We start from the raw sequence: 12,924 nt of genomic DNA on the forward strand, positions 1-12,924 counted from the left end.
TCATGGTAAAAGTTTACGCACCGGCCTCTATCGGCAATGTCAGTGTCGGCTTCGATGTTCTGGGAGCCGCGGTCTCCCCGGTGGATGGTACCTTACTGGGGGATTGCGTCACCGTTGAAACGGCTGATGTCTTCAGCCTTGAAAACCGGGGGCAGTTTGTGACAAAGCTTCCGGCTGACCCGAAAGAAAATATTGTTTACCAATGCTGGCAACGTTTTTGCCAGGAAATCGGCCGCGAAGTTCCGGTAAAAATGGTACTGGAAAAAAATATGCCTATCGGCTCCGGTCTCGGTTCCAGTGCCTGTTCGGTCGTTGCCGGACTGATGGCAATGAATGAATTTTGCGGAAAGCCTCTGGATGATAACCGCCTGCTGGCGCTGATGGGGGAGCTGGAAGGCCGCGTTTCCGGTAGCGTCCATTTTGACAATGTGGCTCCCTGTTTCCTCGGCGGTTTACAGTTGATGCTGGAGTCTGCAGGGATCACCTGTCAGCCGGTCCCTTGCTTTGAAGAGTGGTACTGGGTCATGGCCTATCCGGGAATTAAGGTCTCGACAGCCGAAGCCCGCGCGATTTTACCGGCGACTTACAGTAAAGCCGACTGTATTACTCATGGCCGTCTGCTGTCCGGGTTCATCCATGCTTGTCATACCCGTCAGCCACAACTGGCAGCGAGCCTGATGAAAGATGTGATGGCTGAACCCTATCGTGCCGGACTGCTGCCCGGGTTTGCAAAAGCACGCCAGGCCGTCACCGGGTTAGGCGCACTGGCCTGTGGTATTTCCGGGTCGGGTCCGACATTGTTCGCCGTCTGTGACACGCAGGAAGTCGCTGAGCAAGCCCGTCAATGGTTACAGCAGAACTACCTGCAGAACGATGAAGGCTTTGTACATATTTGCCGTCTTGATACGACCGGCGCACGTAAACTGGGATAAGCAATGAAATTATATAATCTGAAAGATCACAATGAGCAGGTCAGCTTTACTCAGGCCGTAAAACAGGGTCTTGGCTCACAACAGGGGCTGTTCTTTCCTAACGAACTTCCTGAATTTGAACTGACAGAGATAGACCAGCTGCTGGAGATGGATTTTGTGAGCCGCAGCAGCAAAATCCTGTCAGCGTTTATCGGTGATGAAATCCCTGAACAGGAACTGGCTTCCCGTATCAAAGCGGCCTTTACTTTTCCGGCCCCGGTACAAACGGTTTCTGACGATGTGGCATGCCTGGAACTGTTCCATGGCCCGACGCTGGCGTTTAAAGACTTCGGCGGCCGTTTTATGGCGCAGATGCTGGCGTTAAGCAAAAGCAGTGATGAAAAAATCACGATTCTGACCGCTACCTCCGGGGATACCGGTGCGGCAGTGGCCCATGCGTTTTATGGCATGGAAAATATTAATGTGGTGATCCTCTATCCGCAGGGAAAAATCAGCCCGCTGCAGGAGAAGTTATTCTGTACGCTGGGGGGAAATATCCGGACTATCGCCATTGAAGGTGATTTTGATGACTGTCAGGCACTGGTAAAACAGGCATTTGATGATCAGGAACTGAAACAGGCTATCGGTCTGAACTCCGCAAACTCAATTAATATCAGCCGGTTACTGGCACAGATATGCTACTACTTTGAAGCCGTCGCGCAGTTGCCACAGGAAAAACGTAATCAGCTGGTGATCTCTGTCCCCAGCGGTAACTTCGGGGATCTGACGGCGGGCTTACTGGCGAAGAGTCTGGGGCTGCCGGTGAAGCGTTTTATCGCGGCCACCAATGCCAATGATACGGTTCCGCGTTTTCTGAGCAGTGGCGACTGGACTCCGCACAAAACGGTAGCCACCTTATCGAATGCGATGGATGTCAGCCAGCCGAACAACTGGCCACGCGTTGAAGAGTTGTTCCGCCGTAAATCCTGGCAGCTGAACGCGCTGGGATACGGTGCGCTCAGTGATGAGCAAACCCGTGCGGCGGTACGTGAGCTGGCTGCAGAAGGCTATATTTCTGAACCCCATGCGGCCATCGCCTGGCGGGTTCTGCGTGATCAGTTACAGGACGGTGAGTATGGTCTGTTCCTGGGAACGGCCCATCCGGCGAAATTTAAGGAAAGCGTGGAAGATATCCTGCAACAGACACTGCCACTGCCGGCAGAGCTGGCAGAACGTGCTGACCTGCCGCTGTTATCAGACACTCTGCCTGCTGAGTTTGCAGCGCTGAGAACTTACCTGACCGGCAAAGCCTCTTAATGGGGTGATGCACACTGCGGGTCGCCAGACCCGCGGTGTGCAGCGACAGAAGGGCAGGTCTCGCAGGCTGAATTACTGTTCGTGACGTTTGAAGACCAGTTCATCTGCACTGCTGGCGGCTTCATCATAGAAATACCCGTCAGTATCGAAGGCCTTAAGCTGTTCAACAGAGGTCAGGCGATGGCGGATAATGTAGCGGGTCATCAGTCCGCGGGCCTTTTTAGCGTAGAAGCTGATCACTTTAAACTTGCCATTCTTTTCATCCAGGAAGACCGGCTTCACTATGCGTCCTTTCAGGACCCCGGGCTTCACTGCTTTGAAATATTCATCGGAGGCCAGGTTGACCAGCACGTCGTCACCCTGATCGTCCAGCGCGTCGTTCAGCACTTTTGTCAGACGCTCTCCCCAGAAACTGTACAGGTCCTTGCCATGCGGATTTGAAAGTTTAATTCCCATTTCCAGACGGTAAGGCTGCATCAGGTCGAGCGGTCGTAACACGCCGTATAACCCGGAGAGCATCCGCAGGTGTTGCTGTGCAAATGTGAAATCGTCTTCTTCCAGCGTCCCGGCATCCAGCCCGGTATACACATCGCCTTTGAAGGCCAGAATTGCCTGGCGGGCATTGTCGGGGGTGAAATCTGCCTGCCAGTCATTAAAACGTTCGGCATTCAGGTGAGCCAGTTTATCGCTGATACTCATCAGGGAGGCTATTTGTGCCGGGCTTAGCTGGCGGGCGATATCAATCAGTTGCTGCGATGCGGCGAGCAGTTCAGGCTGTGTATATTTTTCAGTGGCCAACGGGCTTTCATAATCCAGCGTTTTCGCCGGGGATATCACCATTAACATTTACCATTCCTCTTGATTTAAGGCCCGCAGGCGATAACTTACTGCCTGAGTTTAACAAAAAAGTTGCACGGATTGATCAATCGTTACTATTCCTCCGGGCTATGGTTAACAGGCCTGCCGGAATTTCAGCAGACCTGACATGCTACCCGCAGGGCATTATTTCACGGCTGTTTATCCGGGCTGGCCTTGCGCCTCAGCAAGTGCGTGATATTATCCGGAGAGGCTTTTTACACTGACAGTACAACAGAAGAGAAGCAAAACATGACGGACAAACTCTCATCACTGCGCAAGATCACTACCGTTGTAGCCGATACCGGTGATATCGAAGCAATGAAACTCTACCAGCCACAGGATGCAACCACTAACCCTTCACTGATCCTGAATGCGGCACAGATCCCTGAATACCGTAAACTGATCGATGAAGCTATCGACTGGGCGCGTAAACAAAGCAATGATAAAGAGCAGCAGATTGCTTTTGCTTCCGACAAACTGGCGGTAAATATCGGTCTGGAAATTCTGAAATTAATCCCCGGCCGTATTTCAACAGAAGTGGATGCTCGTCTTTCTTATGATACCGAAGCGAGTATTGCTAAGGCCCATAGCCTGATCAAGCTGTACAATGATGCGGGTATCAGCAATGACCGTATCCTTATCAAGCTGGCATCGACCTGGCAGGGCATCCGTGCTGCAGAGCAGCTGGAAAAAGAAGGGATCAACTGTAACCTGACGCTGTTGTTCTCTTTTGCTCAGGCCCGTGCCTGTGCAGAAGCCGGCGTATTCCTGATTTCTCCGTTTGTTGGCCGTATTCTGGACTGGTACAAAGCGAACACCGATAAGAAAGAGTATGCGCCTCAGGAAGATCCGGGTGTTGTTTCTGTGACTGAAATTTATGACTACTACAAGCAGCACGGTTATGAAACTGTGGTCATGGGCGCAAGCTTCCGTAACACCGGTGAGATTATTGAACTGGCCGGGTGCGATCGCCTGACAATTTCTCCGGCACTGCTGAAAGAACTGTCTGAAACTCAGGGTGAAGTTGAGCGTAAACTGAGCTATAGCGGTGAAGTTTCAGCTCGTCCTGAAAAAATGACCGAAGCTGAATTCCTGTGGGAACACAACCAGGATCCGATGGCCATCGACAAACTGGCACAGGGTATCCGCAACTTCGCTCTCGACCAGGGCAAACTGGAAAAAATGATTGCAGACCTGCTGTAATCTTTTCCTCTCTCCCGCAACATGCTGAGTGTTGCGGGTTATTAATGTTCTCCTGCCGCTTTTACTGTTTCGCTACCCTCAATACAAAGTGAATTATCATGAATACTCTACGAATCGGACTGGTTTCGGTCTCTGATCGTGCCTCGCAAGGCCTGTATCAGGATCAGGGCATTCCTGCATTGTCTGACTGGCTCAGCCAGGCGATGGCCACGCCTTTTGAACTGGAAAGCAGGGTTATCCCTGATGAGCAGTCACTGATTGAACAGACCTTGTGTGGACTGGTCGATGAATACCATTGTCATCTGGTATTGACGACCGGCGGGACCGGGCCCGCACTGCGTGATGTCACCCCGGAGGCGACTGTGGCGGTGGGTGATCGTGTGATGCCGGGCTTTGGTGAACAGATGCGCCAGATAAGCCTGAATTTTGTCCCGACCGCTATTTTGTCCCGACAGACGGCCGTCATCCGTAAACAGTCACTGATCCTGAATTTGCCGGGGCAGCCAAAATCGATAAAAGAAACCCTGGAAGGGCTGAAGGATGAATCCGGGCATGTCCGTGTTCCGGGTATTTTTGCAAGTGTACCGTATTGTTTACAGTTACTGGAGGGGCCTTACGTCGAAACACACCCCGCAGTCGTAGCATCTTTCCGCCCTAAAAGTGCAAAACGTGAGATAAACAACTGAGTGTCGTGTTTTTTTGGTATAAAATTCAGGGGTGCTGGTGTATAAAAATATTGACGATATAGTAATGAAAGATTTACGACTATATCGTCACCGGACCCCTGAAAAGATGACTTAACATGGAAAAACACGCTGCAAGACCCCTGAATGCACAGGATTATAAGACCTTGCTGCTGGCCGCCCTGGGCGGAGCGCTGGAGTTTTACGACTTTATTATTTTCGTTTTTTTTGCTGCCGTCATTGGCGAACTCTTCTTCCCCGCCGATATTCCTGAATGGCTGCGGCAGGTACAGACCTTCGGGATCTTTGCCGCCGGTTATCTTGCCAGGCCGTTGGGCGGCATCATCATGGCCCATTTCGGCGATATTCTGGGCCGGAAAAAAATGTTCAGCCTGAGTATTCTGCTGATGGCTCTGCCGACACTGGCGATGGGCCTGTTACCGTCCTACCAGGTGATTGGCCTGGCCGCTCCGTTGTTACTGTTATTGATGCGTCTCCTGCAGGGGGCTGCTATCGGCGGTGAAGTTCCCGGTGCCTGGGTCTTTGTTGCGGAGCATGTTCCGGAAAAACGCACGGGGATTGCCTGCGGAACACTGACAGCCGGCCTCACCGTCGGGATTTTACTGGGGTCACTGGTGGCGGGTGAAATTAACCGGCATATGACTCCTCAGCAGGTGGCCTCCGTCGGGTGGCGTCTGGCATTTCTGCTCGGCGGCGTGTTCGGGTTCGTAGCGCTTTTCCTGCGGCGCTGGCTGCAGGAAACTCCGGTGTTTAAGCAGATGCAACAGCAAAAAGCGCTGGCTGAGTCGCTGCCTTTGCAGACGGTTGTCCGTCATCACCGTAAGAGTCTGGTGATCTCGGTATTACTGACCTGGTTATTGTCGGGCGCGTTGGTGGTATTGATCCTGATGGCTCCGGCGTTGATCCAGAAAATGTACCATATCCCGGCGGTGGTCAGCCTGCAGGCGAACAGTATTGCGACCCTGATGCTTCTCATCGGCTGCCTGCTGGCCGGTCTGCTGGTGGATCGTTATGGGGCAGGGCCTTGCCTGATCGCGGGGTGTGCGTTGCTGGCAGTGACGACCTGGGTGTTTTTCACAGTGACTGCGACGTACCCACAGTATCTGATGCCCGCCTATGGCTTACTGGGGCTGAGTGTCGGAACGGTGGGGATTGTCCCGTTTGTGATGGTGAGGGCATTTCCGCCTGCTGTACGTTTCAGCGGGATTTCACTGGCCTATAACCTTTCCTATGCCGTTTTCGGCGGCCTGACGCCGGTAATTGTGACGATGGCTTTACGTCTGACGCCGATGGCGCCCTGCGGATATATGGTCAGCCTGTGTGTGATGGGGGCAGTGATCGGGGGTTATCTTTGCCGGCGCAGCCTCTGCCGGACGGTACCGCAAACGGTGTAATTCCCTAAAGGCAGGAAAAAAGCAGCGCCCGGCGCTGCTTTTTTTTGATTTTTTTTTAGGGTAACCACTTGATGCGCGATAAAGCAGCCCCATTTACTTTGTCATACCGGAGAATGAACCTGAAAAAAAAGTTTTTTCTGCCGCTTGAAAATAGTTTCGGCGACCACATTTATGGTTCATATCCGAACAAAAACAGAATTTACGTGGGAGATGTGTAGAGATGGGTAAAATTATAGGTATTGACCTGGGTACAACCAATTCATGTGTTGCAATTATGGATGGTGGCAAAGCGCGCGTACTGGAAAATGCTGAGGGTGATCGTACCACACCTTCAATCATCGCCTACACTCAGGATGGCGAGACTCTGGTAGGTCAGCCTGCTAAACGTCAGGCCGTGACCAACCCGCAAAACACCCTGTTCGCTATTAAGCGTCTGATCGGTCGTCGTTTCCAGGACGAAGAAGTCCAGCGTGACCTGAAAATCATGCCTTATAAAATCGTCGGTTCAGACAATGGCGATGCCTGGCTGGAAGTGAAAGGCCAGAAAATGGCACCTCCGCAGATTTCTGCTGAAGTGCTGAAGAAAATGAAAAAAACCGCAGAAGATTACCTGGGTGAGCCGGTTACCGAAGCTGTTATCACCGTACCGGCTTACTTCAACGATGCTCAGCGTCAGGCAACTAAAGATGCCGGTCGTATCGCTGGTCTGGAAGTTAAGCGTATCATCAACGAACCTACCGCAGCGGCATTAGCGTACGGTATGGATAAAGCACAGGGTAACCGTACTATTGCGGTATACGACCTGGGTGGTGGTACTTTCGATATCTCTATTATCGAAATTGATGAAGTTGATGGCGAAAAAACCTTCGAAGTTCTGGCAACCAACGGTGATACCCACCTGGGTGGTGAAGACTTCGATAGCCGTCTGATTAACTATCTGGTTGACGAATTCAAGAAAGAGCAGGGTATTGACCTGCGTAACGACCCGCTGGCAATGCAGCGTCTGAAAGAAGCGGCAGAGAAAGCGAAGATTGAACTGTCTTCTGCACAGCAGACCGACGTTAACCTGCCGTATGTCACCGCAGATGCGACCGGTCCTAAGCACCTGAACATCAAAGTGACGCGTTCAAAACTGGAATCACTGGTTGAAGATCTGGTTACCCGTTCTATCGAGCCACTGAAAGTTGCTCTGAATGATGCCGGTCTGTCAGTGTCTGAAATCCATGACGTTATTCTGGTCGGTGGTCAGACCCGTATGCCTATGGTTCAGACCAAGGTTAAAGAATTCTTCGGTAAAGAGCCGCGTAAAGACGTTAACCCTGATGAAGCTGTTGCTATCGGTGCTGCAGTACAGGGTGGTGTTCTGGCCGGTGATGTGAAAGACGTTCTGCTGCTGGACGTTACCCCGCTGTCCCTGGGTATCGAAACCATGGGTGGTGTCATGACCAGCCTGATCAGCAAGAACACCACTATCCCGACCAAACACAGTCAGGTGTTCTCAACGGCAGAAGACAACCAGTCTGCGGTAACTATCCATGTGCTGCAGGGTGAGCGTAAACGTTCTTCTGACAACAAGTCACTGGGTCAGTTTAACCTGGACGGCATTCAGGCAGCACCACGCGGTATGCCGCAGATCGAAGTGACTTTTGATATCGATGCCGATGGTATCCTGCACGTTTCTGCTAAAGACAAAAACAGCGGTAAAGAGCAGAAAATCACCATCAAGGCCTCTTCCGGTCTGAACGATGATGAAATCGAAAAAATGGTTCGTGATGCAGAACTGAATGCAGAATCTGACCGTAAGTTCGAAGAACTGGTTCAGGCTCGTAACCAGGGTGATCAGGTTGTTCACAGCACCCGTAAGCAGTTAGAAGAAGCCGGTGACAAACTGTCTGCTGATGATAAAGCACCGATTGAAGCTGCACTGGTAGAGCTGGAAACCGCACTGAAAGGCGAAGATAAAGCCGCTATCGATGCGAAAATTCAGGCACTGGCTGAAGTTTCCGGCAAACTGATGGAAATGGCTCAGCAGTCCGCCCAGGCGAATGGCGCGGGTGCAGACGCTTCAGCTCAGAAAGATGACGATGTTGTCGATGCTGAATTTGAAGAAGTTAAAGATAAAAAATAATTGCCCATGAAGGGCCGGGCGATGGGGTAATCCATCGCCTTCAACCAGCACGGGCGTAGGATAATATCCACGCCCGTGCGATCATGTTAAGGGCAATGAAAAAATGGCGAAGAGTGATTACTACGAGGTTTTAGGCGTATCCAAAACAGCGGATGAGCGTGAAATCAAAAAAGCCTATAAACGGCTGGCAATGAAATATCACCCTGACCGCAATCCGGATGATGCAGAGGCGCTTGAAAAATTTAAAGAAGTTAAAGAAGCCTATGAGATCCTGACGGATGAGCAGAAACGCGCAGCTTATGACCAGTATGGTCATGCAGCCTTTGAACAAGGTGGCATGGGCGGCGGCGGATTCGGGGGTGGCTTCGGCGGCGGCGGTGCTGACTTTGGCGATATTTTTGGTGACGTATTTGGCGATATCTTCGGCGGTGGCCGTCGGCAGCGCTCTGCGCGGGGTTCTGACTTACGTTACAATATGGAACTTACGCTGGAAGAAGCCGTACGGGGTGTCAGCAAAGAGATCCGTATCCCGACGTTGCAGGAATGCGATACCTGTGATGGCAGTGGTGCAAAAGCAGGTTCAAAACCTCAGACCTGTTCCACCTGTCAGGGTGCCGGTCAGGTACAGATGCGTCAGGGCTTCTTTGCTGTTCAGCAACCCTGCCCGACCTGCCAGGGGCGCGGGACGATTATCAAAGATCCTTGTAACTCCTGCCACGGTCATGGCCGTGTAGAAACCACCAAAACACTGTCAGTAAAAATTCCTGCCGGTGTGGATACCGGTGACCGTATTCGTCTGTCAGGCGAAGGTGAAGCCGGTGAGCAGGGTGCGCCTGCCGGTGATTTATATGTTCAGGTGTCGGTGAAAAAACACCCGATTTTTGAACGTGAAGATAATAATCTTTATTGCGAAGTGCCTATCAACTTTGCAATGGCTGCACTGGGGGGAGAAATTGAAGTTCCAACCCTGGATGGCCGGGTCAAACTGAAAATTCCTGCCGGTACACAAACGGATAAATTATTCCGTATGCGTGGCAAAGGCGTTAAGTCGGTACGTGGTGGTGCTATCGGTGATCTGCTGTGCCGGGTCGTGGTCGAAACGCCGGTTAACCTGAGTGAGAAGCAGAAAGAACTGCTCAGCGAACTGGGTGAAACCCTCGGCGGGCCTTCAGGTGATCACAATAGCCCGCGTTCAAAAAGCTTTTTTGACGGCGTGAAAAAATTTTTTGATGATCTGACGCGCTAACCGGTCTGTTCCGGTGAACACGGAAGCCAGTACCCGCGGGGTGCTGGCTTTTTTTTGGCTGGAGGAAAGTGCCGGCGGGTAAACGTAATGCGATGTTAAACGCTGTGCTGCTATGTGAAAATAAGCAGACAGAAAGTTCACGACGAGGATAATATCGGGATGTCAGCACTGCAAAAATGGGTAAAAAGTGAAGCCGCCGGGGGCGTGATACTGATTATCGCCGCGGCACTGGCACTGATACTGGCCAATGCCGGCTGGAGCGCTAAAGGTTATCAGCAGTTCCTGCATTTTACGCCGACAGGTGGAAACCGTGGTGAGCATCCGCACGATATTCTTTTCTGGATCAACGATGCCCTGATGGCCTTGTTTTTCCTGCTGGTCGGATTAGAGGTTAAGCGGGAACTGGTGGCCGGAGCGCTGGCCAGTAAACAACAGGCTTTTTTTCCGTTTATTGCCGCCCTTGGGGGGATGATTGCTCCCGCTCTGATTTTCCTGTCCTTTAACGCCTCCCACCCCGGTATCCGCAATGGATGGGCTATCCCGACGGCGACGGATATTGCTTTTGCATTAGGGATCCTTGCCTTACTGGGAAGCCGGGTTCCGCCGGTATTAAAAGTGTTTCTGATGGCGCTGGCGGTGATTGATGACCTGGGTGCGATAGTGATTATTGCATTATTCTATAGCAGCCATATCGCCTGGGGCGCGATGGCGCTGGTTGTGGCGGCGGTAGCCGTGTTAGCACTGATGAACAGAGCGAAGGTTTCCTCGCCGGTACCTTACCTGCTGGTCGGGGCCGTGTTATGGGTCGCGGTGTTGTTGTCCGGTATTCATGCCACGATTGCCGGGGTGATCCTTGGTCTGATGATGCCTGTAAAGGGGGTACCGGATACCGCGGCTGCACCGCGCTTAACGCATACCCTGGAACCCTGGATCCGCTGGCTGGTATTGCCGTTATTTGCATTCGCCAATGCCGGGGTGGTTGTTGGTGATATTTCGCTTTCTCAGGCCTTTTCTTCACTGCCGTCAGGGATTATTGCCGGTTTGCTGGTGGGTAAGCCATTGGGTATCACGGTGGCGTGCTGGCTGAGTCTCCGGCTCGGCCTGACCCGCTTGCCGGAAAATACCGGTATCAGGGATATTGCTGCGATAGGCGTGCTTTGCGGGATAGGCTTCACGATGTCTATCTTTATCGCTTCTCTGGCCTACGGTCAGGAAGCGGCTTCACTGGTCAATGAAGCAAAACTGGGCATTCTGGGAGGGTCAGTGCTCTCTGCGGTTTCCGGTTATCTGCTACTGCGCCGTCGGTATGCCTTGCCGTAAACGCAGAGGCACTCCCGGTGGAACTGCCGGTTGTTGCTGGCGGAGTGTAAAACGGTCTGCGTTCCGGAGTGAAGATGCAGGTGAGCGGTTCTCTGTCGTTCCCTGCCGTGTTCACGGTGATGTCCCGGGGTAAGTGACTCCTGAATGCAGCGCGCCGTTCAGCAGCGATTTATGCAAGCTTAAAGGCCGGTGTGGCAGGTTATGCGGATGGTGACAGGAAGCAGAGGCAGAAAGAACAGGCAGGGGGAAGGGATAGCGGACATAAAAAAACCGGCCTGAGGCCGGTTCTTTTCAAAGCAACAACAAATCAGCGATTAAGCCAGTTTGTTGATTTGTGCAGTCAGGTTTGCTTTATGACGTGCAGCTTTGTTTTTGTGGATCAGACCTTTAGCAGCCTGACGGTCCACGATTGGTTGCATTTCGTTAAATGCGTTCTGCGCAGCAGCTTTATCGCCAGTAGCGATTGCAGCGTATACTTTTTTGATGAAAGTACGCAGCATTGAGCGACGGCTTGCATTGTGCTTGCGACGTTTCTCAGATGTTACAGCGCGTTTCTTAGCTGATTTGATATTAGCCAAGGTCCAACTCCCAAATATGTTCTATATGGACAAATCAAAGGCCGAGGACTATGCCTTTTGCGCCTTCTCTTGTCAATGGATTTGTGCAAATAAGCGTCGTTTAAAAAACAACACCCGGTTACGTAATTGATGGCGCAAGATTCTACCAGCTTCCTTGTGTTGAATACAGCTTTTCGCAACAAAATTGTCGGGATTTTGCCCGGCAGGGAAGAAACATGAGGAAAAGCAGCAAAGAAGCGACGAAAGGCTTCGCTAACGGGTTAATTTTGTACGCTGTAAAGGGTATAATCCGGCGATTTCCAGCGATTTGAGTCGGCCATGAAGTTTATCCGCGGTTTACATAATCTCACTAAGCAGCATCGTGGCTGCGTTTTGACTATTGGTAATTTTGACGGTGTGCATCGCGGGCATCAGGCGTTGCTGAAACAACTTTGTGATGAAGGCAAAGAGCGACAATTGCCGGTGGTGGTGATGTTATTTGAACCACAACCTCGCGAGTTTTTTACCGGCGGAGAAGTGCCACCCCGCCTGACCCGTCTGCGGGAAAAAGTGAAATATCTGACAGAGGCCGGGGTAGATACCGTTCTCTGCGTGCGCTTCGATAGGGACTTCGCCGCACTGAATGCCAGCAGTTTTATCCATGATGTTCTGGTGGATAAGCTGGATGTCCGTTTTCTGGCGGTCGGTGATGACTTCCGGTTCGGTGCTGGCCGTGAAGGGGATTTCCTGTTATTACAGAATGCCGGTCGTCAGTATCACTTCGATGTGGTGAATACCCGGACCTTCTGTGAGCAGGGGACCCGAATCAGTAGTACCCGGGTCCGCCAGGCGCTGGCAGACGATGACCTCACCGGGGCAGAACGGTTGCTGGGACGGCCTTATGCCATCAGCGGGCGGGTGGTTCATGGTGATGCGTTAGGCAGAACGCTGGGATTCCCGACGGCCAATATTCCCCTGCGACGAGCGGTTTCACCGGTGACCGGTGTTTATGCCGTCGAGGTTCTGGGGATTGCAGAAAAACCGTACTTCGGTGTGGCTAATATCGGCACACGACCAACGGTGAAAGGCATACGACAGCAGCTTGAAGTCAACCTGCTGGACGTCAGTATTAATTTATATGGCCGCCATATCTCTGTGGTATTGCGGCATAAAATACGCAATGAGCAACGATTTGCCTCTCTTGATGAATTAAAAGCGCAAATTGCCAAAGATGTGGTGACGGCCCGCGAATTTTTTGGGCTTAAAGCAACGGTGTAATAACCGAA

The 12,924-nt window shown here is 51.9% G+C and carries 11 protein-coding genes; 9 read left to right on the forward strand and 2 right to left on the reverse strand.

Annotated features, from left to right (window positions below; translation table 11 throughout):
* Window positions 1–2: 2 nt before the first annotated feature.
* Window positions 3–932, forward strand: a complete 930-nt coding sequence (gene thrB / locus CG67_RS01330) for a homoserine kinase (RefSeq protein WP_025901181.1) — start codon at window positions 3–5, stop codon at window positions 930–932.
* A gap of 3 nt (window positions 933–935) precedes the next feature.
* Complete coding sequence (thrC, locus tag CG67_RS01335) at window positions 936–2,228, forward strand: threonine synthase (protein WP_025901182.1); 1,293 nt, start codon at window positions 936–938, stop codon at window positions 2,226–2,228.
* 72 nt (window positions 2,229–2,300) lie between these two features.
* Here the strand turns inward: thrC and yaaA are convergent, their stop codons facing one another.
* Window positions 2,301–3,074, reverse strand: coding sequence for a peroxide stress protein YaaA (gene yaaA / locus CG67_RS01340; RefSeq protein WP_025901183.1), 774 nt, complete (start codon window positions 3,072–3,074; stop codon window positions 2,301–2,303).
* Window positions 3,075–3,335: 261 nt separating this feature from the next.
* On the opposite strand from yaaA, the gene tal reads away from it, so the two are divergent.
* The 6 genes from tal to nhaA all read left to right on the forward strand — a co-directional run bounded on the left by tal (window position 3,336) and on the right by nhaA (window position 11,081).
* Window positions 3,336–4,289 (forward strand): transaldolase, encoded by a 954-nt coding sequence (gene tal, locus CG67_RS01345; protein WP_025901184.1) that lies wholly within the window; start codon window positions 3,336–3,338, stop codon window positions 4,287–4,289.
* Between the two features lie 98 nt (window positions 4,290–4,387).
* A complete protein-coding gene (mog, locus tag CG67_RS01350) occupies window positions 4,388–4,975 on the forward strand; it encodes a molybdopterin adenylyltransferase (protein ID WP_025901185.1) in 588 nt (195 codons plus the stop codon).
* Between the two features lie 116 nt (window positions 4,976–5,091).
* Entirely contained in the window at window positions 5,092–6,387 is a 1,296-nt protein-coding gene (locus tag CG67_RS01355; protein ID WP_025901186.1) for an MFS transporter, read from the forward strand.
* Window positions 6,388–6,607: 220 nt separating this feature from the next.
* On the forward strand, window positions 6,608–8,515 hold the full coding sequence (gene dnaK, locus CG67_RS01360; RefSeq protein WP_025901187.1) for a molecular chaperone DnaK: 1,908 nt from the start codon (window positions 6,608–6,610) through the stop codon (window positions 8,513–8,515).
* A gap of 103 nt (window positions 8,516–8,618) precedes the next feature.
* On the forward strand, window positions 8,619–9,761 hold the full coding sequence (gene dnaJ, locus CG67_RS01365; RefSeq protein ID WP_025901188.1) for a molecular chaperone DnaJ: 1,143 nt from the start codon (window positions 8,619–8,621) through the stop codon (window positions 9,759–9,761).
* A gap of 159 nt (window positions 9,762–9,920) precedes the next feature.
* Window positions 9,921–11,081, forward strand: a complete 1,161-nt coding sequence (nhaA, locus tag CG67_RS01370) for a Na+/H+ antiporter NhaA (RefSeq protein ID WP_025901189.1) — start codon at window positions 9,921–9,923, stop codon at window positions 11,079–11,081.
* Window positions 11,082–11,395: 314 nt separating this feature from the next.
* On the opposite strand, the gene rpsT is transcribed toward nhaA, so the two are convergent.
* Window positions 11,396–11,659 (reverse strand): 30S ribosomal protein S20, encoded by a 264-nt coding sequence (gene rpsT, locus CG67_RS01375; RefSeq protein ID WP_025901190.1) that lies wholly within the window; start codon window positions 11,657–11,659, stop codon window positions 11,396–11,398.
* Window positions 11,660–11,977: 318 nt separating this feature from the next.
* On the opposite strand from rpsT, the gene ribF reads away from it, so the two are divergent.
* Entirely contained in the window at window positions 11,978–12,916 is a 939-nt protein-coding gene (gene ribF, locus CG67_RS01380) for a bifunctional riboflavin kinase/FAD synthetase (RefSeq protein WP_025901191.1), read from the forward strand.
* The last annotated feature ends 8 nt before the right edge of the window (window positions 12,917–12,924 follow it).

Source organism: Tatumella sp. UCD-D_suzukii, assembly GCF_000611875.2.
GTDB classification, from domain to species: Bacteria; Pseudomonadota; Gammaproteobacteria; order Enterobacterales; family Enterobacteriaceae; genus Tatumella; species Tatumella ptyseos.